At 39.6% G+C, this 24,928-nt stretch carries 24 protein-coding genes and 1 rRNA gene (1 of these 25 only partly in view); 17 read left to right on the top strand and 8 right to left on the bottom strand.

The window, feature by feature from the left end; translation table 11 throughout:
* Window positions 1-18: 18 nt before the first annotated feature.
* Complete coding sequence (locus tag RCG25_RS21075) at window positions 19-690, bottom strand: SDR family NAD(P)-dependent oxidoreductase (RefSeq protein WP_308080772.1); 672 nt, start codon at window positions 688-690, stop codon at window positions 19-21.
* Between the two features lie 90 nt (window positions 691-780).
* Here RCG25_RS21075 and RCG25_RS21070 point away from each other — a divergent pair, with 90 nt between their 5' ends.
* Window positions 781-1,104 (top strand): YfhH family protein, encoded by a 324-nt coding sequence (locus RCG25_RS21070; protein WP_308080771.1) that lies wholly within the window; start codon window positions 781-783, stop codon window positions 1,102-1,104.
* 201 nt (window positions 1,105-1,305) lie between these two features.
* Here the strand turns inward: RCG25_RS21070 and RCG25_RS21065 are convergent, their stop codons facing one another.
* Window positions 1,306-1,476: a small, acid-soluble spore protein K gene (locus tag RCG25_RS21065; RefSeq protein WP_308080770.1), complete on the bottom strand. Its 171-nt coding sequence runs from the start codon at window positions 1,474-1,476 to the stop codon at window positions 1,306-1,308.
* Window positions 1,477-1,607: 131 nt separating this feature from the next.
* Between RCG25_RS21065 and RCG25_RS21060 the strand changes: the two genes are divergently transcribed.
* Window positions 1,608-1,877, top strand: a complete 270-nt coding sequence (locus tag RCG25_RS21060) for a YfhJ family protein (protein ID WP_308080769.1) — start codon at window positions 1,608-1,610, stop codon at window positions 1,875-1,877.
* A 39-nt stretch (window positions 1,878-1,916) separates the two neighbouring features.
* On the opposite strand, the gene RCG25_RS21055 is transcribed toward RCG25_RS21060, so the two are convergent.
* Window positions 1,917-2,894 (bottom strand): metal-dependent hydrolase, encoded by a 978-nt coding sequence (locus RCG25_RS21055; RefSeq protein WP_308080768.1) that lies wholly within the window; start codon window positions 2,892-2,894, stop codon window positions 1,917-1,919.
* Window positions 2,895-3,019: 125 nt separating this feature from the next.
* Here RCG25_RS21055 and mutY point away from each other — a divergent pair, with 125 nt between their 5' ends.
* On the top strand, window positions 3,020-4,123 hold the full coding sequence (mutY, locus tag RCG25_RS21050) for an A/G-specific adenine glycosylase (RefSeq protein ID WP_308080767.1): 1,104 nt from the start codon (window positions 3,020-3,022) through the stop codon (window positions 4,121-4,123).
* 73 nt (window positions 4,124-4,196) lie between these two features.
* On the opposite strand, the gene RCG25_RS21045 is transcribed toward mutY, so the two are convergent.
* Window positions 4,197-4,421, bottom strand: a complete 225-nt coding sequence (locus RCG25_RS21045) for a hypothetical protein (protein WP_308080766.1) — start codon at window positions 4,419-4,421, stop codon at window positions 4,197-4,199.
* 155 nt (window positions 4,422-4,576) lie between these two features.
* Between RCG25_RS21045 and fabL the strand changes: the two genes are divergently transcribed.
* From fabL to RCG25_RS21020, 5 genes are all read left to right on the top strand, one after another.
* Window positions 4,577-5,326 (top strand): enoyl-[acyl-carrier-protein] reductase FabL, encoded by a 750-nt coding sequence (gene fabL, locus RCG25_RS21040; protein ID WP_308080765.1) that lies wholly within the window; start codon window positions 4,577-4,579, stop codon window positions 5,324-5,326.
* 259 nt (window positions 5,327-5,585) lie between these two features.
* Window positions 5,586-5,906, top strand: coding sequence for a gamma-type small acid-soluble spore protein (locus RCG25_RS21035; RefSeq protein ID WP_308080764.1), 321 nt, complete (start codon window positions 5,586-5,588; stop codon window positions 5,904-5,906).
* A 173-nt stretch (window positions 5,907-6,079) separates the two neighbouring features.
* Window positions 6,080-6,337, top strand: coding sequence for a YgaB family protein (locus RCG25_RS21030; RefSeq protein WP_308080763.1), 258 nt, complete (start codon window positions 6,080-6,082; stop codon window positions 6,335-6,337).
* Between the two features lie 199 nt (window positions 6,338-6,536).
* A complete protein-coding gene (locus RCG25_RS21025) occupies window positions 6,537-7,067 on the top strand; it encodes a nucleoside tri-diphosphate phosphatase (RefSeq protein ID WP_307289779.1) in 531 nt (176 codons plus the stop codon).
* 79 nt (window positions 7,068-7,146) lie between these two features.
* Window positions 7,147-8,916 carry an ABC transporter ATP-binding protein gene (locus tag RCG25_RS21020; protein ID WP_308080762.1) on the top strand — a complete coding sequence of 590 codons (1,770 nt, stop codon included), beginning with the start codon at window positions 7,147-7,149 and terminating at the stop codon, window positions 8,914-8,916.
* A gap of 176 nt (window positions 8,917-9,092) precedes the next feature.
* Here the strand turns inward: RCG25_RS21020 and RCG25_RS21015 are convergent, their stop codons facing one another.
* The 3 genes from RCG25_RS21015 to RCG25_RS21005 form a co-directional block, all read right to left on the bottom strand.
* Window positions 9,093-10,166, bottom strand: coding sequence for an FUSC family protein (locus RCG25_RS21015; protein WP_308080761.1), 1,074 nt, complete (start codon window positions 10,164-10,166; stop codon window positions 9,093-9,095).
* A 183-nt stretch (window positions 10,167-10,349) separates the two neighbouring features.
* Entirely contained in the window at window positions 10,350-14,819 is a 4,470-nt protein-coding gene (locus RCG25_RS21010) for a glutamate synthase-related protein (RefSeq protein WP_308080760.1), read from the bottom strand.
* A gap of 321 nt (window positions 14,820-15,140) precedes the next feature.
* The gene (locus RCG25_RS21005) at window positions 15,141-16,436 is read right to left on the bottom strand and encodes a glutamate-1-semialdehyde 2,1-aminomutase (protein WP_308080759.1); all 1,296 of its coding nucleotides are present in this window, start codon (window positions 16,434-16,436) and stop codon (window positions 15,141-15,143) included.
* A 334-nt stretch (window positions 16,437-16,770) separates the two neighbouring features.
* Here RCG25_RS21005 and RCG25_RS21000 point away from each other — a divergent pair, with 334 nt between their 5' ends.
* The 7 genes from RCG25_RS21000 (at window position 16,771) to perR (ending at window position 21,734) form a co-directional block, all read left to right on the top strand.
* Complete coding sequence (locus tag RCG25_RS21000; RefSeq protein WP_308080758.1) at window positions 16,771-17,778, top strand: ABC transporter ATP-binding protein; 1,008 nt, start codon at window positions 16,771-16,773, stop codon at window positions 17,776-17,778.
* Window positions 17,779-18,570 carry an ABC transporter permease gene (locus tag RCG25_RS20995; protein ID WP_308080757.1) on the top strand — a complete coding sequence of 264 codons (792 nt, stop codon included), beginning with the start codon at window positions 17,779-17,781 and terminating at the stop codon, window positions 18,568-18,570.
* A gap of 3 nt (window positions 18,571-18,573) precedes the next feature.
* Window positions 18,574-19,359, top strand: coding sequence for an ABC transporter permease (locus RCG25_RS20990; RefSeq protein ID WP_308080756.1), 786 nt, complete (start codon window positions 18,574-18,576; stop codon window positions 19,357-19,359).
* A gap of 103 nt (window positions 19,360-19,462) precedes the next feature.
* The gene (locus RCG25_RS20985; RefSeq protein ID WP_308080755.1) at window positions 19,463-19,855 is read left to right on the top strand and encodes an ion channel; all 393 of its coding nucleotides are present in this window, start codon (window positions 19,463-19,465) and stop codon (window positions 19,853-19,855) included.
* Between the two features lie 83 nt (window positions 19,856-19,938).
* Window positions 19,939-20,409, top strand: coding sequence for a thioredoxin-dependent thiol peroxidase (bcp, locus tag RCG25_RS20980; protein ID WP_308080754.1), 471 nt, complete (start codon window positions 19,939-19,941; stop codon window positions 20,407-20,409).
* A 227-nt stretch (window positions 20,410-20,636) separates the two neighbouring features.
* The gene (locus RCG25_RS20975; RefSeq protein ID WP_308080753.1) at window positions 20,637-21,194 is read left to right on the top strand and encodes a cob(I)yrinic acid a,c-diamide adenosyltransferase; all 558 of its coding nucleotides are present in this window, start codon (window positions 20,637-20,639) and stop codon (window positions 21,192-21,194) included.
* Between the two features lie 102 nt (window positions 21,195-21,296).
* Window positions 21,297-21,734, top strand: a complete 438-nt coding sequence (gene perR / locus RCG25_RS20970; RefSeq protein WP_308080752.1) for a peroxide-responsive transcriptional repressor PerR — start codon at window positions 21,297-21,299, stop codon at window positions 21,732-21,734.
* Window positions 21,735-21,829: 95 nt separating this feature from the next.
* On the opposite strand, the gene RCG25_RS20965 is transcribed toward perR, so the two are convergent.
* Complete coding sequence (locus tag RCG25_RS20965) at window positions 21,830-22,177, bottom strand: YgzB family protein (protein WP_308084239.1); 348 nt, start codon at window positions 22,175-22,177, stop codon at window positions 21,830-21,832.
* A 146-nt stretch (window positions 22,178-22,323) separates the two neighbouring features.
* Here RCG25_RS20965 and RCG25_RS20960 point away from each other — a divergent pair, with 146 nt between their 5' ends.
* The gene (locus RCG25_RS20960; protein WP_308080751.1) at window positions 22,324-23,199 is read left to right on the top strand and encodes a nucleotidyltransferase-like protein; all 876 of its coding nucleotides are present in this window, start codon (window positions 22,324-22,326) and stop codon (window positions 23,197-23,199) included.
* Window positions 23,200-23,470: 271 nt separating this feature from the next.
* Window positions 23,471-24,928: ribosomal RNA gene (locus RCG25_RS20955) — 16S ribosomal RNA — on the top strand; it runs 90 nt beyond the window's last position.

The following is a 24,928-nucleotide window of genomic DNA, read 5'->3' as shown; positions in this document are numbered from 1 at the left end:
TCCCCTTATTTATTAGCCTTATTTACTCTCAATAATAATAGAATCCTGATCGATTTGATCCATAATTATTTCTGCTACTTCTTTAGGCGATCTAAACCGTGATTTGTCTGAAACATGAGTGCTTTCGTCCCAAAACGGGGTGTCCATCCCGCCCATGTACACAGCATTAAATTTGATTCCAGACCCTTCGTATTCCTTTTGTAGACTTTCCGTAAATCCTCTTACAGCAAATTTGCTGGCAACATACACTGCTTCGTTTACTTTCCCACGCAAGCCAGCAGTAGAAATAATATTCATTATTCGGCCTTCTCCATTTTGGGATAAAAGTGGAAGAATGGCCTTTGTCATCAAAATCGTTCCCCATACATTCGTCTCTAGCATTTCTTTTATTTGTGTATCGTCCATCTCGATAAACGGTCCAAAATGACCGACACCTGCGTTATTGACCAAGCCAGCAACTTGATAGCGTTCGTTAAGCCCATTTAATTTTGAAACCACATCTTCATTGTTGGAGATATCCAATGATAAAAGATCAGCTTTTCCACCTAGTGCTTCAATTTCTTGCTTGGCTTCCACTAATTTTTCAATTGTTCTTCCAACTAATAAAAGATGAAAGCCTTTTTTCGAAAATAAGAAAGCTAATTCTTTGCCTAAGCCTGATCCTGCTCCAGTTACAATCATTGTTTTCATAGTGTGCTCTCCTTTGTGTGAGTTTTAAGCCTTTATTAATCCTATAAAAATTACTATACTAAAAAAAGAAGATAAAGGGGAGTGGATTGGATGCAGCAGGAGAAACGATACAGTGATATGACAGAGCATGAATTAAAACAGGAAATTGCTTCACTTCAAGAAAGAGCACGAAAAGCTGAACAAATGGGAATGGTTAGTGAGTTTGCGGTGCTTGAAAGAAAGGTACAAATGGCAAGAGCATATCTGATTAATCCCGAATCGTTTCAACCGGGCGAAATATATGAAATTGAAGGCGATCCCGGCCAATATTTTAAAATAGATTATATGAACGGTGTGTTTGCTTGGGGATATCGTTTAAAAGGCGATGGAAAAGAAGAGGCTCTTCCGATTTCTATGTTAAAAGGGCTAAAATGAAGACAAACCAGAGAGAGATCTCTGGCTTGTCTTATTTATGGAACTTTGAGAATTGTCTAGTTCCAGCTCCCAGCGACTAGTGGCTATCCCACTCCTCCCTACGATAAGTCAACATCGGATCGCTAACGCTCTCCGTGTTTCCTTTATCTCAGTCGGACCGGGCCCCTAGCCATACGTCGCTAAACGGTCGCTTCCACTTTTCTAGTACTGAGGGGATTCGTCATCTCGTTCCCCTGAAGCACGCATACGCTCTTGTGGATGGGTATTGATGGTGCCATCGGCTCTTTTAGAAGCATATTCTGCTTTCGCTCTTGGCTCGCCCTCTAACTTGTTATTATTTTGCTTGGGGAAATTCGTTTCTTTATTTCTCATGCTGTACCTCCATTTTGGGAATGAGAAAAACGTGAAAAGCAAAGGCGGCATCTCAGTGCTTACCACGTAATGTTAGTATTCGCGCTTTTTACATGGGTTATGTTATAAGAAAATGGCAATGAGGTGTGTGTATGAATGTATATCAGGAAGAATTAACAAGGTTGTTGTTAGAAAAAAATAACGAGTTATCCTTTGATCAAGCAAGGACCTGGGTAGAATTGCTTTGGGATGATTTCGAAACTAGTTATGCAAAAGCTGGCAGGGAGTATAAAGGCAGTGAAATGACTGAGAAAATTGTGAGGCAATGGATTGAGAATTATGGAAATAGACTTCATGATTTCGTCACCACCAATCCGAAATATAAACATTTTTTAAATCAGGAGAAGAATCAAACAAATTAAAAGAAAACTCGCCCCAACGAGTTTTCTTTTTTCATGATATCAACTTATGATACTTAGTTTTTTTCTTAGTTTTTTCTCACTAAAAACCCAACCTGTATAGGAACTAATCGGATTTAAATCGCAATCTAACTGAACCACGGCGACGAACGGGTAGTGCCCATTGCTTCGGTAGCGAAGATCAATGAAGCGCACCTCGTAAAAATTATCGTATTCATCCACTTCCCATCGGTAAACAGGGGAGAAGGATAGAAAGGCGGACAGATTTTTATCTTTTTTGGCTGCCTCGATAACAGGTGTATTGGGTACAGGAATACGTTTGAAGTGATCTAAGATTTCCACTTTACCGTCGACTGCTCTACCAACAAAAAATTGTTTCTTGTTCATAGCGGCTATCCGCCAATGATGAAACTTCATAGTAGGAGCGATAATAATTTCCGTTGCATCTGGAATCAAAGTTCTTACTTCCACTAATACTCTTTTCTTTGCTTGATATCGCATTAAATAGTAGCCCAAGATGACCAAATACATGATGGAAAACGTAATACCTGGTTTTGCTCCAATAACCCAAATGAGAATTCCAACAACATGAATCCCAAAGATAAAAGGGTCAAAGGTATTGATGACCCCTAAAGCAACCCATTTTGAGGAAAAAGGTCGCAATGCTTGCGTCCCGTAGGCATTAAAGATATCAACAAAAACATGAATAAATACTGCTGCAAAGGTCCAGGCCCATAGATGAAGAAGATTAGCATGAGGGAAAAAAGGATAGACCACTGCTAAAATCACAAGCGGCCATATTAGAACCGCCGGAATGGAATGAGTAACTCCTCGATGATTACGTATATAGATAGCATTATTTCTAAGCTTTAAAACCGTGTCAATATCTGGTATTTGTGATCCTGCGATTGTTGCAATCAACACACTGGTAGCAGTGGCATGGCTGCTAGCTACAACAGGGTCAAGTGTAGCAAGACCGCCAAGAGCAATGCCCATTACAACATGAGTTCCAGTATCCAAAAGGATAGCCTCCTTCTATGATTTAGGTTCTTGTCAAAATCGACAAATTCGCTTATTGTAAAACGAATGCATATTATTATATTCCCTTTTTTCATTGTGTTTAACAATTTGGAGGACTAAAAGTTATGATAATTGAACAAGAAAATTCAGAAAAAATCAATATAAATGCTTTTCAAAGTGATCTCATTTCCTGGTTTAAAGCTGAACAACGAGATCTACCTTGGAGAAAGGACCAAGATCCTTACAAGGTTTGGGTTTCAGAAATCATGTTACAACAAACAAGAGTCGATACAGTTATACCCTACTTTAATCGTTTTATTGAATGGTTTCCCACGATTGAAGACTTAGCTGAAGCAGAAGAAGAGAAAGTCCTAAAGGCTTGGGAGGGTCTTGGCTATTATTCCAGAGTTAGAAATCTTCAATCTGCCGTTAGGGAAGTAAAAGAGAAATATAATGGGGAAGTGCCTAACACACCAGAGGATATTTCCTCTCTTAAGGGAGTGGGACCCTATACTGCGGGTGCCATTTTAAGCATTGCCTATGGAATTCCAGAGCCAGCTGTTGATGGAAATGTGATGAGGGTATTATCCCGAATTTTGTTAATTCGGGAAGATATTGCGAAGGCTTCTTCAAGAAGGATATTTGAAAAAGCAGTTCGAGATATCATTTCACATGAAGACCCTTCTGCATTTAACCAAGCATTAATGGAATTGGGTGCTTTGATTTGTACACCGACTTCTCCCTCTTGTTTATTGTGTCCTGTTCGTGAGCATTGTCATGCTTTTCATGAAGGTGCCCAACAAGAACTCCCAATCAAAACAAAAAAGATCAAAACACGAGATGTGCAACTAGCAGCAGCGGTCGTTGAAGACGAAAATGGGAAAATACTCATTCATAAACGCCCAACTAGTGGCCTACTCGCTAATCTATGGGAGTTTCCAACTGTCGAGCTTCATCACCCATTACAAAATGATCGAAAGCAGATTGTTGAATTGTTTAAACAATCATTGGATTTAGACATTCAATTTGGGCAGATAATCGGACAAATTGAACATGTTTTCTCGCACCTAGTGTGGAATATCAAGGTGTATACCGGTACTGTTAAGCATTTTGTACCGGAAAGTGAAGAGTGGAAATTCGTAACACTTGAAGAAATGAAAGAATACGCATTTCCTGTCCCATATCAAAAAATGTTCAAGCTATCTCAAGACCATAAAAACCATGAATAGGGGGTCAGCCCCCACTAGAAAAACATTATCTAGTGGGGGCTGACCCTTTTTTGTATTTCAGCCAAACCTATTTTTAATCGTACGTAATTTTAGTCCCGTGGGTGTAATCTGCTTCCTGTCTTTTCATGCCCCCGCGGTTTTCAATTTCTTCGATGATTTCTCGATGAATGGTTTGCCCCTCGCTGTTTAAATAAGGGGCTATTTGCTGCAATGAATGATGAAAAAAAGCAAGCTCACTATTCTGCCAATCCGTCTTAGGCATCATAGAAAGCTCAGTCATATCTCTTCCTACATACATAATCTTCCCTCTCCTTTCAATCATTTTGCCATTAGTTTTCTATATTAATTGTCTTCTATTCATGGAAAAGCTAAAATGAAATGAAAAGCGCGTAGCTATGCGTAGGAGATACACACTTAACCAATTTGAACTTGAAAATAGAAGGGAATAGAAGAATGACACAAAAAGTAGCATTAATAACTGGAAGCAGTAGGGGAATAGGAAAAGCGACTGCCTTAAAATTGGCTGAGGCAGGCTATGATATTGTTATTAACTATGCCAGAAGTAAAAAAGGGGCCTTAGAAACGGCTGAACAAGTAGAGGCATTAGGTAGAAAGGCTTTCATTGTAAAAGCTAATGTTGGTGACGTAGCTAAGATTAAAGACATGTTTGCTCAGATTGAACAGGAGTTTGGGCGGTTAGATGTATTCGTTAACAATGCAGCTTCTGGTGTGCAGCGTCCTATTATGGAGCTTGAAGAGTCTCATTGGGATTGGACGTTGAATATTAATAGCAAAGCATTATTATTTTGTGCACAAGAAGCAGCAAAACTGATGGAGAGAAATGGCGGAGGGAAAATTGTTAGCATAAGCTCACTTGGATCCATACGTTACTTAGAAAATTACACAGTTGTGGGTGTTTCGAAAGCAGCTCTTGAGGCGTTAACGAGATATTTAGCTGTCGAATTGGCTCCGAAAAATATTATTGTCAATGCGGTTTCTGGCGGTGCTGTTGACACGGAAGCATTAAAACATTTTCCAAATCGCGAAGAATTGCTGCAAGAAGCAAAAGAGAAGACGCCAGCAGGAAGAATGGTGGAAATCGAAGATATGGTTAACTGTATCATGTTCCTTTTATCAGAGGATTCAAGCATGATTAGAGGGCAAACGATCATTGTTGATGGAGGAATCTCTTTACTGGTTTAAATTATTGGCTTTGTTAAAGTTGTCTGTTGATTTCCGTTCCAGGCGCGAGCGGTTCGCGGGCGTTCCGGGAGCCTCCTCGTCGTTCCTCCTGCGGGGTCTCCCGAGACCGCTACTCCCTCAGGAGTCTTCGCGCCTTACACTCCAATCAACAGGGTATAAAAATCAACAATGTTCATTAACACAGCCAAATTATTTTTAAATAATTTTTTGGATAATCTCCACGATACCGGGATACATTAATCTCGTGGAGGTGATTACAATGGCAAACTTTAATCAACAGCCAAACAAAACTTCAGCTGGAACTAACATCCAGGAAGTTAAACAACAAAACGCTCAATCTGCTCAAGGTTCTGCAGGTGCAGCTGGTCAATTCGGAACTGAATTTGCTAGCGAAACAAACGCTGCTGAAGTAAGACAGCAAAACGCTCAATCTGCTAGAGGTGCATCTGGTGCAGCTGGTGCAGCTGGTCAATTCGGAACTGAATTCGCTAGCGAAACAAATGCTGCTGAAGTAAGACAACAAAATCAACAATCTCAAGCTAAGAAAAACCAAGGTTCTGGCCAATTCGGACAAAGCTAATAGGCTTCAATGAAAGAAGGCACTCTTTATGCGCAAGAGTGCCTTTTTTCTTTGTTTATATGGTTTTCGACAAAACCTCCTTTCTGTCTACAGAAGTAGTCAAAGGAAATAGGGGGTTACTAAAGAATACATAGTAAGTAGGAAGATAGATAAAGTATAAGGCGGTGAGGGAAATGAATCATTTCAACCGATTAGTTTCCGAGCAGATGGTGACTATGGAAAAATTGCTCTATCTTCAAGCCGAGCTTGAGCGTTGTCAACAGATCGAAGATGAACTTCAGACATTGCAGCATGCTACAGACCTTGAGAGCATTCAAACAGACATTCAATTGATGAAAAATGAATTAAAAGAGATTCAGTTAATTTTTGAAAAGCAAACAGAAGAGGTAATAAATTCGTATCGGGAAACGAATTTAGCATCAACATTGTAGAAAAACAATAGAAAAGTTGAAAAAATACGCAAATTTTTACAAAGAGCCATCGAAATATGGCTCTTTTGTTTTAAATTCCGGGCTCAACCGTTATAATAATAATAAATAGGAATTGGACTTTGTTACCTTTTGTCGTTATTTATTTTATTTATGGTTGGAATAGGTTACAAAGCGTTCAGGAATGAAGGTAGGGGAGAATATGGGCGTACCCATCGAAGGTGAACCAATGCAAATACATAGCTATAAGCACAATGGGCACATCCATCGCGTCTGGGAAGAAACAACCGTATTGAAAGGATCTCAGAATTTGGTGATTGGTGGGAATGATCGGACACTTGTAACAGAATCAGATGGAAGAACGTGGATAACCAGAGAACCAGCTATTTGCTATTTCCACTCTCAATACTGGTTTAATGTAATAGGAATGATTCGTGAGGACGGCATTTATTATTACTGTAATATTAGTTCACCATTTATATTTGATGGTGAAGCACTAAAGTATATTGATTATGACCTTGATATCAAGGTGTATCCTGATATGACTTTTAACTTATTAGACGAGGATGAATATGAGCGGCATCGCCGCGAGATGAACTATCCGGATGTTATTGATCAGATCCTTAAAAGAAATGTTGAAAAATTAATTCAATGGATAAGACAGCGTCAAGGCCCCTTTGCACCAGATTTTATTGATATTTGGTATGAACGTTACTTAACATATAGACGCTGATCGTGACATTGAGGCTGACCCCTTAGAGTTAGCCTCTTTCGTTTGTTATTTAAACTATGTATGAAAGAGGGACACCCGCTTGAGCAGTATCCGCCGATACCTACAATTTGTTAAACCGTATCGCTTACAAATTATTGGTACGATTATTATTGGTGTAATTAAATTCTCCATACCACTAATTATTCCGATGCTCATTAAATATGTGGTCGATGATATTGTTGGGAATCATGGGCTTACACAGGATGAAAAGATACATAAACTAATGCTTATAATGGGTGTTATGATTGTTGTATTTGTCATCGTTCGCCCACCCATCGAGTATTACCGACAATATTTCGCCCAATGGACATCAAGTAAAATCCTTTATGATATTCGTGACACCATGTATACACATATTCAGAAATTAAGTTTCCGATATTTTTCTAACACTCGGGCTGGTGAAATCATCTCAAGAGTAATTAATGATGTGGAGCAGACGAAAACATTTGTGATCTCCGGATTAATGAATTTATGGCTAGATATTGCCACTATTGTAATTGCTATTATTCTTATGTTTTATATGAACGTACCATTAACCATTGTGTCGGTCTTGCTGTTTCCTCTCTATGCCTTTTCAGTCAGGTATTTTTTTGGGAATCTACGCACGCTCACAAGAACGCGTTCACAAGCTTTGGCCGAGGTCCAAAGCTATCTCCATGAGCGGGTTCAAGGTATGCCGGTAATTAAGAGTTTTGCCATTGAAGAGTATGAACAAAAACAATTCGATAAACAAAATAAAAACTTCCTAGAAAAAGCCCTCCAGCATACAAGCTGGAATGCAAAGTCCTTCTCAGCTGTTAATACCATTACTGATATTGCTCCATTAATTGTTATTGGCTATGCCGCTTATTTAGTCATTCAGGGAGAACTATCACTTGGAACAATGGTTGCGTTTTTTGCCTATATAGACAAGCTTTATAGTCCATTAAGAAGGTTAGTTAACTCTTCCACTACAATCACTCAATCATTTGCCTCAATGGATCGAGTATTTGAATTTTTAGATGAAAAATATGACATTATTGATGATCCAAATGCCCAAGAATGCAACCACGTACAAGGGGATATTTCATTTGAGAATGTTTATTTCTCTTACGACCAAACGGATGAAATGGTTTTAAAAGATATAACCTTACATGTCAAAAAGGGTGAAACAATTGCGTTTGTGGGAATGAGCGGCGGTGGAAAATCAACACTAGTTAGTTTATTTCCACGATTTTACGACGTCACTAAAGGGCGGATTACGCTAGATGGAATAGATATCCGTAATTTTAAAGTGCAAACATTACGGGACAAGATTGGTGTTGTGTTTCAGGATAATATTCTATTCAGTGAATCTGTGAGAGACAATATCCTGTTAGGAAAGCCTGGTGCCTCAGATGAAGAGGTATATCGGGCAGCAAAGGCGGCCAATGCCCATGAGTTTATCTTAAACCTTTCTGATGGCTATAACACAAAGGTGGGGGAACGAGGGGTCAAATTATCTGGGGGTCAAAAACAACGGGTAGCCATTGCTCGAGTATTTCTAAAAAACCCTCCAATATTAATTTTAGATGAGGCTACCTCGGCATTGGATTTAGAAAGTGAGCATTCCATTCAAGAATCATTAGAAGAGTTAGCTAAGGACCGGACCACTTTTATTGTTGCTCACAGGTTATCAACCATTACACATGCTAATCGAATTGTTTTAATTGAACATGGTCAAATTGTCGAAGTAGGGACACATGAAGAATTAATGGCTAAGCAAGGCAATTATTTTAAATTATTTCAGGTCCAACAACTTGAACATAAAGAAACCGAAGCAGAGGTATAATCCGCTTCGGTTTTTTTAAAATTACAAGGAAGTATAAAGTTCGACTTCGAGAATTGCCCAGCTCCAGCGCCTAGCCCCTCGGGTCAAATAACCTTCGGCAATAAAAGTCAAAAAGCGGACTTTTATTGCCGAAGAACATTTGCCTATCGGGGCTGAACAAGGCGCTTGCGCTTTTCTTATTCGCTTTCTTCTTCAATAGATAATTCATTATCATGATATGAATGAAAGCTTGTTATTAATGTGTCAAGATGTTCAACCTGCTCACTATAATCAATAATAGAGGCGATAATTTGCATGGTATGATAAAGATGTGGAGAATCTTTTTCTGCTACTTCTTGCTGATGAACTAAAAACAAATCAAATAATTCCTTTTTGTCTAAACAAATACTACCTTCTACAATGGAAGGTGGGGTAGGTATTTTACCGATGAATCGTAGCATAAGTTGTTCATGGTGATAAATAAGACAATCTAACTGTTCCTGAATTGCTTGTTGAAACTTTTCAGGGAGGTGTAAAAGTTCATTTTCAAATCGATGCAGCCGCTTCAATGTATCAAGTGATTTTTTGGCTGTTAAAATCATTTGCCGGTATATAACAAGCTTTCGAGATTTTTCTAATGTGTTCTTTTTAAAATAACTTCTTTCTTCTTTGTACATGGAATAAAACTGTCCCATTTGTATCAAGTTCTCTTTCAGTTTCTCAATATCTGTCTTAAGAAGATTATGATCGAAGTCGTGTCGGGTGCTTAAGCGAATCCACCTGATTATTTCTTCTGTCGTGGTAGTGATTTTAAAATAAAGCTTGTTTTCGTATTTTGGGGGCATAAATACAAGATTAACTATAAATGCCGAAAATACTCCAATCATAATGGTGGAGAAACGAACTCCAGCAAATTGGATAAAACTCCCACTATGAGTTTCCATTATGGAAATTAACGTGACAAGTGAAAGTCCGATTGTGTTTTCAAGTCTAAGCTTGAGATTTAGAAGAATAACAATAATTGCAGCCAATCCAATAACAATGAAATGATTTCCGAGAAGAAGCACAAAAATAACTGCAAGTAATGCACCAATAATATTTCCTTGAATTTGTTCAATAATGGTTAAATAAGAGCGGTAAATAGTCGGTTGAATCGCAAAAATCGCAGCAATTCCAGCAAATACTGGGGAGGGCGAATGCAGCAACTGACTTAGGTACAGGGATAGAACAATAGCAATTCCCGTTTTTAAGATGCGGGCACCTAACTTCATCCAAATAAATTCCTTTCAAGAAAAAGATTTATACGAGTCTGTTCAGACACATTTTAGTACTATACATGGATTAATGAATATTATCAAGAGATATTATATGAAAAATTTATTCAAATTGTGACGGAAAAATGTAACAAAAAAACGTCCGCTTGCTGGAGCGGACGTTTTTTTATGACCTTTGGATCATTCTGTTGATACAGATGGATCTGCTTGTTCTTTAACAGGCAGAATCTGCACAAAGTGATTTTCCGGGTCTGTTAGAAGACTGCGAAGTTGATTTGCTTCGTCTGCCTGACCATTTTGTTCAAGCAAGTCTGTATATTTTCCTAAAAGCTCATTAATATCTTGTTTTCCTTTTTCATTTAAGTCAGCAACGGATACTTTTGCACCTTTAGCAATACGTCTTTTAATCGCTTCTTTCGTTAAACCTAATTCAGGTTGGTGTCGGATATAGACGACACCTCCGGTCATACCGGCACAAATCCATGGACCAGGATCACCTAAAACTAAACCACGGCCATTGGTCATGTATTCAAAGGCAAACCCTTTGATATTTGCATTTGAGCCAATATTTCCAGCTTCTTTAGCAGGAATTGGCTTCTTCACCGCACCACCAATGATTAGGTCTGCACCAGAGAGACGAATTCCTGCACGGGCATCTGCGTTACCTTGTGCGACAAGTAATCCTTTTTGAGCTCCGTATCCAAATCCTTTTCCGACAGATCCATTATAATATTGGCCATTTTTCCCTTTTGATTTAAGCACGTGAATATTACCACCAAAGGATGTCTTACCGACACCGTCTTGACCTCCGCCATTAACGGTAATTTCGATTCCTTCGCTATTATAGGCACCTAAGCCATTTCCTGGAATGGAACCATTTTTATATTTCAGCTGGACCGGTGGAAGCTGCTTGTAAGAACCATCAAGTCTACCGCGAACACGGTGACAGGACACGCGGCTTCCTAGGACGCGCTGTTCAGATGTTACACTTTCAAACTCTCTTGAAGAATGTAGTTGGTCTACACTTCCATCAAGATACTCTGCACCAACCGCTACTTGCATTTGTACCTCTTCGATAGATTTTGAAGCAGCTGTTTTTGCAAATTGACTAATTTCAAGTGGCTTTAGTAAATAAGAAAGGCTAAGCTGACCTTCACCCTTTACTTGCTCTAATAATTCTGAGCGACCAACAGCATCTTGTAGATTCTTAATACCTAATGATGCGGCAAGATCTTTTAACTCTGTACCAAAGGCTGTAAAGAGATTCATAATTCCTTGAACAGCTAAGTCTAATTGTCTTGGAACGAAACGTCTTAGACCGTGTTCTTTTGCTTGTGCTTCAGACTCGATTTGAGTGGCAATTCCAACGTGACATGTATCTAAATGACAGCCACGGCAAGTCGTACAGCCAATAGAAAGCATAGCTAATGTTCCAAAGCCAACTCGGTTTGCACCAAGGAGCATGATTTTCATTACATCCATAGCACTCTTCATACCGCCATCCGCCCAAATTTCAACTTTATGACGAAGCCCGCTCTCAAGCAACGCATTGTGTGCTGCTTTTACACCAATTTCTACTGGTAAGCCTACATGTTGAAGCGCATGAATTCTTGCTGCCCCTGTACCGCCATCAAAGCCGCTTAGGGTGATAATATCTGCTCCTGCTTTTGCAATCCCAACAGCGATGGTGCCGATATTTGGAACAACTGGTACTTTGACAGCAATTTTTGCTTGGTCATTTGCTGTTTTTAATTCAAGAATCATTTGTGCTAAATCTTCAATTGAATAAATATCATGGTTATTTGATGGAGAAATCAAGTCTGAACCAAGTGTCGCATTACGAGCTTCTGCTACTTTTGCAGTAACCTTTGAACCAGGTAAATGCCCACCTTCTCCAGGCTTAGCTCCTTGACCAATTTTGATTTCTAAGAGATTAGAAGAGTTTAGAAGCTCTGCATTTACTCCAAATCTTCCAGAAGCAACTTGTTGTCCTCTTGTTTTAGGATATTTACCAAGCATATCCTTGATTTCTCCACCCTCACCATTTAGGCTGACCATGTTTAAACGGTCTGCACCTTCAGCATAGGCTCTAAATGCTGTTTCGTTCTGTGATCCAAACGACATCGAAGAAATAATAAACGGTAAATCATGGTCGCCAACACGAAGGTCGACTTCTGTTGGTGCCACTGTTTTCGCACCGTTCTTCAGCTGAACTAAATGGCGAATAGTAGTTGGATTTTCTGTTTCCTGCTCGGAAATTTTATCTCTATATACACTATAGTCACCTGTTGCTGCTACTTCCCCAATCGCTTTCCAAATACGAGGGAATAGGTGGAATGTCTTTCCGACTCTTTCTTTTTCATTTTGGTAATCTTCTGCTCTTGAAAAAGCATCTTGCTTCATTGCTTCAAAATCAGTTTCAATTTCCTTAGAGCCAAAGAAGTTGACGATATTTAATACATTGGCGATAGATTCATGTAAGCCAATGCTAGAGAACAGTCTTCCATACCCACGAAGCTCGTGAATCCCAATCGTCGAAATGACTTTTTCTAAGCCCTTTGTTAATGCACCGTAGAGATTAACTAGCGGTTTAGTAGATTCATCAAGAATGGTTAAGAACATGTAATACGGGCTAATTAAATCTGCTCCCAAACCAAACACTGTAATAATATCATGAAGGGAGCGAATGGCTGCAGAACGAACCAATAAAGAACTATTTCTTCTTAACTCCGCCTTTACAAGCGCCTGGTCGATAGCTGAAGTCACTAAATGTGGATCAATCCAGTAATAGTCTTCTTGGTGTGCTTTTGCATCGTCCAAGACAAGAAGCGTTTTTCCAGACTCAACAGCCTTAACCGCTTCATTAGCAAGTCGGATAAGTGCTTGATCAACTGTTTCTTCTTTTTTAAAGGTTGTGGAGATATAGGCAGCTAATTTTTGTTCCTGGAAATGCTGAACCAGTTGATCAAAGCTTGGCTGGCCTAAAGACTCTGCACAGGTAAATCCAGCCTTTCCTTCGACGAGAAGGGGAGTGGCTAATTCTATGACAGTCTCTGTACTTTCATGTGTAAATAAAGTCGGACGTTTTCCAATGATTACACGTGTAGAAAAATGTTCTGTTTCCCTGTCACGGTCAATCGCTGGGTTTGTTACGACTGCCACACTTTCTTTAATATAATCGGCAATATTTACTCTCTCAGGATTAAGGGCAGCAAGTGGAGCATCATGACCTAGGGAACGAATAGGCTCTACGCCTTTTTCAGCCATTTGCTCGATCAGTTGAATGTGATCACGTTCCCAACCAAAAGCCTTATATTGTCCGTTATGGATTTTGTCTGGATAACTCATTGTTACCGTTTTATTTAAAACGGGTGGCTGTAAGCGTAGTCTAGACTCTCTAAGATTTAACCGGTTTGAATAGCGGTTAAACACTTCAGTTTGGAAGCGATTCTGTTCATATACATCTAATTTGGCGCCATTCCATTTAAAACCAACCTTTTCACCCGGTGCCAAAGGCTTTGGCTCATTTACATATTCACTGGAAGGAATAATTCCAGGCTCTGAGGAGAATAGGTATGAGCTTTCTGTTTCAAGCATCCAAAGTGGGCGAAGCCCCAGGGCATCTACGCTAAACACGGCTTCATCAGCATAACGGGAAATAATACCTGCCGGGCCTTGTGCAAAGTGTCCCCATGCCTCTCTTAAATAAGTATATAAATCTTGTAGTTCATTTGAATACGCCTTTATTTCATTGATGATTGGAGGGAATAAAAGATCGATTGCTTCGAATAAGGAATAGCCCTGACGGCAAATTAATGTTTCCATTGTTCGACTTAGATCTTGTGAGTCACTTCCGTCTTTTACAAGTGGAACACCAATCATTTTTGCCTCATCACGAAGTTTAGCGATCGTGTTGATTTCTCCATTATGACCAAGCACACTAAAAGGCTGTACTCGGAAAAAGCTAGATAACGTATTAGTAGAATATCGATTATGTCCAAGAGTCATCGTTGATGCAACGAGTGGATGCGCTAAATCATGGTAGTAGCGAGGGAGGATATCTCCTGCACCCATTACTTTATAGACGACATGATTTTGACTTAAAGATGCTACATGAACCTCGTCATTCGTTTCAAAATCAATTAGTGTTTCGAAAAGAGCTTTCGTTAATTCCTGCCCTTTTTTATTAGATACACAGGCAAACTGCCAAAACACAGGATTTTCTTGAATGGCAATAGGCCCAAGTGCAGAAGGGTCCGTTACTTCATCTGACTCATAAACTAACTTAAACTCATATTTAGCGAGCTTAGTAAGTAATTCCTGTTTAGTAGATTCCCAGTTAACCTTCTGGCTAACGAAAACATGGCCAACTGCGAATTCCTCTTTCTCAACAATCGACGGATCAATACCTGCTTGGGATAATTTTTCTTTCCATAGATTGATAGGAATATCAGTATGGATTCCAACCCCGTCACCTTCACCGTTAATAAAGCCGGCGCGGTGATTCATCGTAACAAGGGCTTCAATACAATCGAAAATATTCTTCTTTGTTGGTTGTTTTGATTTTTCAAGACAAGCAACAATACCACAGGCATCATGTTCTTGTTTATGGAATTCTTTAAAAAGGGAAGGGCTCCATTTTTGTGTCATTTTATAGGGCTTAGCGGGTTGCCCGCTGAAGCCTAGTCACCTCCTATGAAACTTTAAATTAGAGAATATTTTATTATTCGTAGTTTGTAATCGATTTGATACTTTAACGGGGTGTTTGGTTAAAGGATTTAAAATAATAATAATCTTATAGTATCATATGAATTTTCAGAAATCAAATAAATATACAAAACTTTGGATACAAAAATAGCGTTAAATGGGGATTGGATAAATGACGAATATATTAGTGTAAACGTTTTCATTTGCTTTTGAAAAATAAAAGGGAGTGATCCTCACTCCCTTTTGTGCATAAAATGTGTATATTTATTCGTTGTTTAGTTGAGAAAATGCATTTCTTACTGCATGTAAAGTAGCTTCTACGTCTTCTTCTGTATGAGCGATGGTTAGGAACCATGCTTCATATTTAGATGGTGCTAAGTTAATTCCTTGATGAAGCATGAGTTTGAAAAACTTAGCAAACATTTCTCCGTCGGTATTCTCCGCTTGTTCATAATTTACTATTGTTTCATTTGTGAAATAAACGGTAAATGCTCCTTTAAGTCTGTTAATCGTAATTTGAATATTAAACTCTTTCGCTGCTTCTAAAATTCCTTCCTCGAGCATAGCACCAAGTCGGTCCAAATATTCGTAAACCCCTTCTTGCTTTAGAACTTCTAGGCAGGCAATTCCTGAAAGAACGGATGCTGGATTACCGGCCATGGTTCCTGCTTGATAGGCTGGTCCTAGTGGAGCAACCTTTTCCATTATTTCCTGCCGTCCGCCATAGGCACCGATTGGCAGGCCTCCACCGATAATTTTTCCAAGCGCTGTTAAATCCGGCTTAATCCCTAATAAGTCCTGGGCACCACCGTACATAAAACGGAAGGCAGTAATGACTTCATCGTAAATAACCAGTGCGCCTGCTGCGTGTGTAAGATCGTTCACTTGTTGAAGGAAGCCAGGCTTTGGTTCAACAATGCCGAAATTCCCGACAATTGGTTCCACTAATACCGCTGCAATTTGATCTCCCCATTTTTGTAAAGCTTCTTTAAAGGGTTCGATATCATTAAATGGTACCGTGATCACTTCTTTTGCAATGCTTTTTGGTACTCCCGCAGAATCTGGGGTGCCTAGAGTAGAAGGACCTGATCCAGCAGCAACGAGCACAAGATCGGAATGGCCGTGGTAGCAACCCGCAAACTTAATGATTTTATCTCTCCCTGTGTAAGCCCGAGCAACACGGATTGTAGTCATGACCGCTTCTGTTCCTGAGTTAACGAAACGTACCTTATCTAGAGCAGGCATCGCTTCCTTAATCATTTTAGCGAATTTTACTTCGTGTGGAGTTGGTGTTCCGTAAAGTACACCACTTTCTGCAGCACGTGTAATGGCTTTTGTGATATGTGGATGAGCATGACCAGTAATAATTGGTCCATATGCTGCAAGATAATCAATGTATTGATTCCCGTCAACATCCCAAAAATATGCGCCTTGTGCACGTTCCATTACTACCGGTGCGCCGCCGCCAACTGCCTTGTATGAACGGGATGGACTGTTTACACCACCAACAATGTGCTGAATCGCTTCGTTATGTATTGTTTCAGAATTTGTAAATTGCACTATTTTTCCTCCTTCAATTGTATCTACCCTATTTTATCACTTTTTTATTAGTCTTTTATCTATTTCAACTTTTAGAAAATTTCGCCAGCATAACTAAGAAGGTATAAAATTTGACTTCGAGAATTGTCCAGCTCCAGCGCCTAGCCCCTCGGGTCAAATAACCTTCGGCAATAAAAGTCAAAAAGCAACTTTTCTTGCCGAAAAACATTTGCCTGTCGGGGCTGCCCAAGGCGCTTGCGCTTTTCTTAGTGCAGGTTAGTTGTTTTAACCACTTGATTTGGCTAAACTAATGTTTTGGGAATGCTATATAGGAACATGCTTTGGGAGGTACTGGATGAAGAATATTATAGAAGTACAAAACTTAAGGAAAGAATTTAAATCTTATTCAAGTAGAAGTGGTCTAAAGGGTGCGTTTAGGGATTTGTTCACTAGAAATTATAAAGTGGTTCCTGCCGTTAATGATATCAACTTTTCAGTGAAGCAAGGGGAGATGGTTGGCTACATTGGAGAAAATGGGGCGGGGAAATCTACCACCATTAAAATGCTGACAGGCATATTAACACCTACGTCTGGTGACATCATTGTCAATGGGATGAATCCTCATCGAGAAAGAGAAAAATTTGTCCAAACCATTGGGGTTGTTTTCGGACAACGATCGCAATTGTGGTGGGATATTGCCGTGCAGGAATCGTTCCGTCTTTTGAAAAAGGTATATAAAGTATCAGATGAACAATACGATGATCACATGAATCATGTTATAAAAACCTTGGACATTGAACCACTCTTAGATAAACCGGTTCGTAAATTATCCCTTGGACAACGGATGCGTTGTGAACTTGCGGCCGCACTCATTCACAATCCCCCATTATTATTTTTGGATGAACCGACCATTGGTTTAGATGTGCTAGTAAAATTAAGAATCCGTGAATTTTTAAAAGAAATAAATGAGAAATATAATACAACGATTCTGTTAACAACACATGATTTATCAGATATCGAGGCATTATGTGAGCGCGTCATTATGCTTGATGAAGGAAAAGTGATTTATGATGGTGCCCTTAAGAACCTTCAGGAAAAATGGGGCGAGGGGAAGGAACTGCGTTTTCAATTTCTTGAAAAAGTAGACTTAGCTGCTGTTAGAAATCTGACAAAGAGCTTGCCTGTTAAGTGGGAATTGGATGAAAAGGACCATGTTTTTATTGCGGTTGTAGAGGAGAACGACGAACTAATCTCTCAGGTTATTGCTATGGTGGTAGCTGGATTTAAAATAAAGGACATTAAAATTAACGAGACGTCCACAGAAGAGATTATTCGAAATATATATGAGAAGGGTGCTGTGTAAGTGGATAAGTACTTAGAAATGATCAGAATCCGCTTTTTAATGATGCTCGCTTACCGGACTAATTATTACACGGGGATTCTAATTTATAGTATCAACATTGGAGCCTATTACTTCCTATGGAATGCGATTTATGGGTCAAAGGAACAAATTGTTGGCCTTTCCGTTATGCAAATGACCACCTATGTCGCTGTTTCCTGGATGGCACGTGCGTTTTATTTTAATAATCTGGACCGTGAAATGGCGTTAGAAATAATGGAAGGAAAAGTAGCAATCGAGTTAATCCGCCCCTACAATTATCTGACGATGAAAACAATGCAAGGACTTGGAGAAGGGATCTTTAGGTTATTCTTCTTTTCAGCACCTGGTATGATCATTGTTTATTTCATTTTCCCTATTCATTTTACTTGGGAACCTAGTGTGTGGGGATTGTTTGGTGTATCCATTTTATTAAGCTTTTTTATCAATACAGAGTTGAATTTATTAACAGGGATAACCACTTTCTTCTTATATAATAACTCTGGTCTGATTCGAGCGAAACGAGTGGTTATTGATTTGTTCTCAGGACTTCTTTTGCCCATTAGTTTCTTTCCGGGCTGGGCTCAAGAAATTATGAAATTTCTTCCCTTTCAAGGGATCAGCTACTTTCCAAGTATGATTTTGACAAAAGGTTTCTCACACCAGCAAGCAATCGATGCGATTATGCAGCAATTTGTTTGGGTTATTGTATTAATCGTGCCTATTCAAATTCTGTGGTACTTGGCGAGGAAACAGTTGATTATTCAGGGGGGATAAGGGTTGTTTTATTTATCTATGTTTTTTCAATACACATCACAGTACATAAAAACTAGATTTCAATATCGGGCAGATTTATTTGTAGAGTTCTTTTCAGATTTACTGTCCCAGGCGATTAATCTTGTTTTTATATTAGTAGTTTTTGGTCATACGAGTTTACTTAATGGTTGGAGCAGAGATGAAATTATCTTTATTTATGGTTTTTTTCTAGTACCTTCTGCCGTGTTCTCTGCCTTTTTTAATATATGGGATTTTAACGAACGATATATTGTAAAGGGGGAGCTTGACCGAATACTCACAAGACCCATTCATAGTCTCTTTCAGATTATTCTAGAGCGAATTGAACTGGAGTCCCTATTAGGAGCCGTAACGGGACTTGCTGTCATGTTCTACGCCGGAAGTCGATTAGGCCTTGAATTGCATTGGTATGACCCGTTTTTATTTGTCATTTTTGTTATTGGCGGTGCACTCGTCTATGGCGGGGTTTTCATCATGATTGCTTGCATTAGTTTTTGGGCGGATGCAAGAACCTCCCTTATGCCGATGATGTACAATATTAGCAGTTATGGAAGATATCCAGTTAACATCTATAATAAGTTAATTCGCTTTGTATTAACCTGGGTCATCCCGTTTGCTTTTGTTGGTGTGTATCCTGCTGCCTTTTTTCTTGGGAAAAAGGAATGGCTTTGGTACTCCTTTTTAACGCCAGTCATTGGTGTCGTCTTTTTTATACTTTCAATCCTTCTCTGGAATCAGGGGGTAAAGAAGTATAGGGGAGCTGGGAATTAAAGAATTTATGCAAAATCAGGCTTTTGCCTGGTTTTTTGCTATTTTATTGACCAAGCCCGCATAGGAATAGAATAACTCTCATGGATTGTAGGGGTGGTCAAACATGTTTTATTTCTTACTTCCGATTGTCATCTTTTGTATCTTTATGAGTTTGCGAACATTATTCATCCCTAATACTCTAAGGGGGAAGTTTGCATCTGTGCAAAACTTCCTTTATCTAGGCTCGGTCTACTTAACCGTTATTATAGGATTTGGACTGATTTATCTATTGTTTTACTTAATTGGTTTGCCATTACTAAAAGAAGTAAATCAAGATTCTCAAAATAATATCTTTGAGACCAGTTTTTATTTTAGTGCGATGACCCTTTTTTCTGTTGGAAATGGGGATGTCCTCCCTAATGGAGTAGGGAGAATTATTGCTGTAATCGAAGCATTAATTGGGTATACGCTTCCGGCTGCATTTGTCGCAAAAGTGATGTTAGATAGGGAAAAGTAATTCGCATCGGTGAATTATTTGTATTATCAGGAAAGATTCGTTACGCTATAGATAAGGAATATTTTACAATTGGAGTGATTAGAATGACAGTTGAAACGGGCAAAAAAGCCCCTGAATTTGAGCTGGAAGCTAGCAATGGTGAGGTAGTTAAACTTTCAGATTTTCGCGGAAAAAATGTTGTCCTTTATTTTTATCCTAAAGATATGACCCCTGGGTGTACAACAGAAGCATGTGATTTTCGAGATCAAACCGAAAAGTTTAATGAATTAGATGCTGTAATCTTGGGAGTGAGTCCAGATCCAACTTCTCGTCATCAAAAGTTTATTGAAAAATACGGATTGCCATTTCTCCTTTTAGCTGATATCGATCATCAAGTTGCTGAAGCATACGATGTATGGAAATTAAAGAAAAATTTCGGCAAGGAGTATATGGGGATTGAAAGATCTACCTTTATAATCAATAAGGATGGTCAACTCGTTAAAGAATGGCGAAAGGTTCAAGTGAAAGGTCATGTAGAAGAAGCGTTAACTTACATACGTGAACACCTTAGCTAATGAAAGCTTTCTAGCCTATTTTCTTTAGAAGAGGCTTTTGTCCAATGCAAGAAGGGTGATTTTGAATATCATTTTATTAGGGCATACCTCCTCAGATAAATTTTGGGTCCATAGTGACCCTTTTTTTTATGTCTAAAAAACGATACTATCATAATGTCTGATATCATGGGAATATATGTGTATAAAACTGAAGCTAACATTATCAATACATAGGGGAGGAAAAGAGTATGAAGATCTATACAAAAACAGGTGATAAAGGGACAACATCTCTTATTTATGGTCAACGGGTATCGAAGAATGATGTGAGGGTTGAAGCGTACGGAACATGTGATGAAACAAATTCAATGATTGGTCTGGCCCTTAGTCATTTAAGAAATGAAAATTTTCAAGAGAAAGAAATAATAGAAAATGTATATCATAAAATACAAACAAATCTTTTTCATGTGGGGGCTGAGCTGGCAACTCCGAAAGGTAAAGAAGTTAAATGGTCACTCACTTCTCTTGATGTGGAGGAAATGGAAAAGCAGATTGATGAATGGAATAGCTCGTTATCCGAATTAACCAATTTTATCCTGCCGGGAGGCCATCCTGCAGCAGCGGCTTTTCATGTAGCCCGGACAATGGCAAGGAGGGCTGAAAGGTGTGCGGTTTCGTTAGGTGAGGAAGTAAATCCGCTTGTATTAGCCTATTTAAACCGACTTTCAGACTTATTATTTATTACCGCTCGGTATGTAAATAACCGGTTAGGGGCAGCGGAACAAACCTTGCATGAAAAAAGTAAATAATCATTGGGGTTTGTGAGGTTGCAATATTGACAAAAGTATAAATATGTTAGTAAAATTAATTATAACAATTATAATCTAAGAATATTTTTGGAAAAGAGGTGCATGGCGATGAATCAGTTAAAAGAAGCGTTGGATACCTTAAAGGAAACTGGGGTACGGATTACTCCACAACGTCATGCGATACTTGAATATTTAATAAGCTCGATGTCACATCCTACTGCTGATGATATTTATAAAGCATTAGAAGGAAAATTCCCTAACATGAGTGTGGCAACAGTTTACAATAATTTACGAGTATTTCGTGAAGTCGGTCTTGTTAAGGAATTAACCTATGGTGATGCATCAAGTCGTTTTGACTTTGTTACGTCTCATCACTATCATGTAATTTGTGAGCAATGCGGGAAAATAGTTGATTTCCATTACCCGGGACTTGATGAAGTAGAGCATCTTGCCTCACATGTAACAGGATTTAAAGTGGAGAACCACCGAATGGAAATTTACGGCTCTTGTCCTGAATGCGCAAGTAAAGAAGTCCATTAACTTTAGATTACGGGCTCTTTTTTACAATAAAAAAGAGGGTGCCTGAACCTTTACGGCTTGTAAGCTGTTAGGTCTCAGTCATCCTCTATTTATTTTTATTGCTTTTTATTATAGGTCTCATCGAACTCTTCGCCTTCAAGTTTAGAATCAAGGGTTAAAGGTTCTCGACAATACATACACATATCCACTCTGCCTAGCATTTTCGTATGTTTCCCGCAGCTAGGGCATTTAACCTGGATGGATTTTGTTGATAACATCCCAATCCAAAAATAAACGACAGTGCTTGCGATAATAAAAATTAGTCCTAAAAGCATAAAGATGGTCATAATAACAGGTGAGGTACGAAAATAAATACCTCCATACATAACAATAAAGCCAATAAAAATTAATGATAGTGCAAAGCTGCGAATTTTATTTATTTTACTCGAATATTTTGCCATGATACTCCCTCCTAGAGAAACTATATCATATTTATCTATGGAGAAAAAAGGATACGCAGAAGAATGTCGAAATTTGTCTTTGAAGAAAGAAGGAAATCTGTTTTCACTGTCGAAGCTATATATACCCGAAAAAATTGGAGGAATGATGAATGGAAGACATCCTTCGGCCTATTTACCAAGAAAGGGCGAGCCAATCAAATACCCTTGGAGTTTTGTTGATTGAAAAAAAACAAAAATTAAGTCATATTACTGATTCCTTTGATGTCATATTACTAGTGGTTGTTAAAGAGGCAGAACGGCCTGTCTTTATAAAGCATTATACGTATGACAATAAAAAGGCAGCGATGCACATCATTACAGAAGAGCAACTGCAGGAATGGCTCTTACTAGGTACTAATCGGAAAATTTTTGAATGGCTTCATGATGCGAAAATTCTCTTTGATCGTAATGAATATGTAGCCAATCTAAAGACAGAACTACGAGAGTTCCCTTTTAATGGACGGAAAATTAAGATGGGATTAGAGTTTGCCAAATTAATCCGCCGCTATGTTGATGGGAAAGCGTTATTTGAAAGTAAACAGTTTTTGGATGCGTATAATCATGTGGTTCACTCCTTGCATCATCTAGCGAGGTTAGCTGTAATAGAAAATGGTCTACATCCAGAATTGACTGTGTGGCACCAAGTGAAACAAATTGAACCTGAAATTTATAAATTATATGAAGAACTGGTTAACAGTGAAGAAACACTAGAGAAACGATTAGAGCTTTTATTCTTGGCAAGCGAATTTATGATTCATTCAAGAACCTCGATTTGTAGTGTTCATTTATTAGAGGTACTTAGCAGTAAGGAACATTGGTTATTTAATGAGATAATGAACGAAAAAGAATTAATACCTTATTCTGTGGATTTAGTGGTCATGCTTGAGTATTTAATTGAGAAACATTTAATAGATATCGTTAATATTGAAACCAAGGGTCATGGGGTTTATCACCGTTGTTATCAGGTGGCGAAAAAATTATCGTGAAAAAACATTAATTCCTATTGACCTTTTATTTATTACTTGGTATATTAATAACCGTCGCTGCGAAACGATTAATTAAAGCTTTCGCCGGTGACGGTTTTTCTTTTAAAAAGATGTTGACATCGTAAATAACTTTATGTTATATTGATAAAGTCGCTTACGAGCGATATCGAAGATTGTTCTTTGAAAACTAAACAAACATAAACGTCAACAAACAAAAAATTATTAGTTTCTTATGAAACTAAGCCAACGTAACAAAATGAGCTAATCAACTTTCTTGGAGAGTTTGATCCTGGCTCAGGACGAACGCTGGCGGCGTGCCTAATACATGCAAGTCGAGCGAATCAATAGGAGCTTGCTCCTGTTGGTTAGCGGCGGACGGGTGAGTAACACGTGGGCAACCTGCCTATAAGACTGGGATAACTTCGGGAAACCGGAGCTAATACCGGATAATCCTTTTCCTTACATGAGGAAAAGCTGAAAGACGGTTTCGGCTGTCACTTATAGATGGGCCCGCGGCGCATTAGCTAGTTGGTGAGGTAACGGCTCACCAAGGCGACGATGCGTAGCCGACCTGAGAGGGTGATCGGCCACACTGGGACTGAGACACGGCCCAGACTCCTACGGGAGGCAGCAGTAGGGAATCTTCCACAATGGACGAAAGTCTGATGGAGCAACGCCGCGTGAGCGATGAAGGCCTTCGGGTCGTAAAGCTCTGTTGTTAGGGAAGAACTAGTACCGGAGTAACTGCCGGTACCTTGACGGTACCTAACCAGAAAGCCACGGCTAACTACGTGCCAGCAGCCGCGGTAATACGTAGGTGGCAAGCGTTGTCCGGAATTATTGGGCGTAAAGCGCGCGCAGGCGGTCCTTTAAGTCTGATGTGAAAGCCCACGGCTCAACCGTGGAGGGTCATTGGAAACTGGGGACTTGAGTGCAGAAGAGGAAAGCGGAATTCCACGTGTAGCGGTGAAATGCGTAGAGATGTGGAGGAACACCAGTGGCGAAGGCGGCTTTCTGGTCTGTAACTGACGCTGAGGCGCGAAAGCGTGGGGAGCAAACAGGATTAGATACCCTGGTAGTCCACGCCGTAAACGATGAGTGCTAAGTGTTAGGGGGTTTCCGCCCCTTAGTGCTGCAGCTAACGCATTAAGCACTCCGCCTGGGGAGTACGGCCGCAAGGCTGAAACTCAAAGGAATTGACGGGGCCCGCACAAGCGGTGGAGCATGTGGTTTAATTCGAAGCAACGCGAAGAACCTTACCAGGTCTTGACATCCTCTGACACTCCTAGAGATAGGACGTTCCCCTTCGGGGGACAGAGTGACAGGTGGTGCATGGTTGTCGTCAGCTCGTGTCGTGAGATGTTGGGTTAAGTCCCGCAACGAGCGCAACCCTTGATCTTAGTTGCCAGCATTCAGTTGGGCACTCTAAGGTGACTGCCGGTGACAAACCGGAGGAAGGTGGGGATGACGTCAAATCATCATGCCCCTTATGACCTGGGCTACACACGTGCTACAATGGATGGTACAAAGGGCTGCAAGACCGCGAGGTTTAGCCAATCCCATAAAACCATTCTCAGTTCGGATTGTAGGCTGCAACTCGCCTACATGAAGCCGGAATCGCTAGTAATCGCGGATCAGCATGCCGCGGTGAATACGTTCCCGGGCCTTGTACACACCGCCCGTCACACCACGAGAGTTTGTAACACCCGAAGTCGGTGGGGTAACCGTA

Origin of the sequence: Neobacillus sp. PS2-9 (genome assembly GCF_030915525.1) — a bacterium.
Classification (GTDB): Bacteria; Bacillota; Bacilli; order Bacillales; family Cytobacillaceae; genus Neobacillus.
Note: the sequence above shows the minus strand (reverse complement) of the source record. Positions and strands in the feature narration are given on the sequence as shown.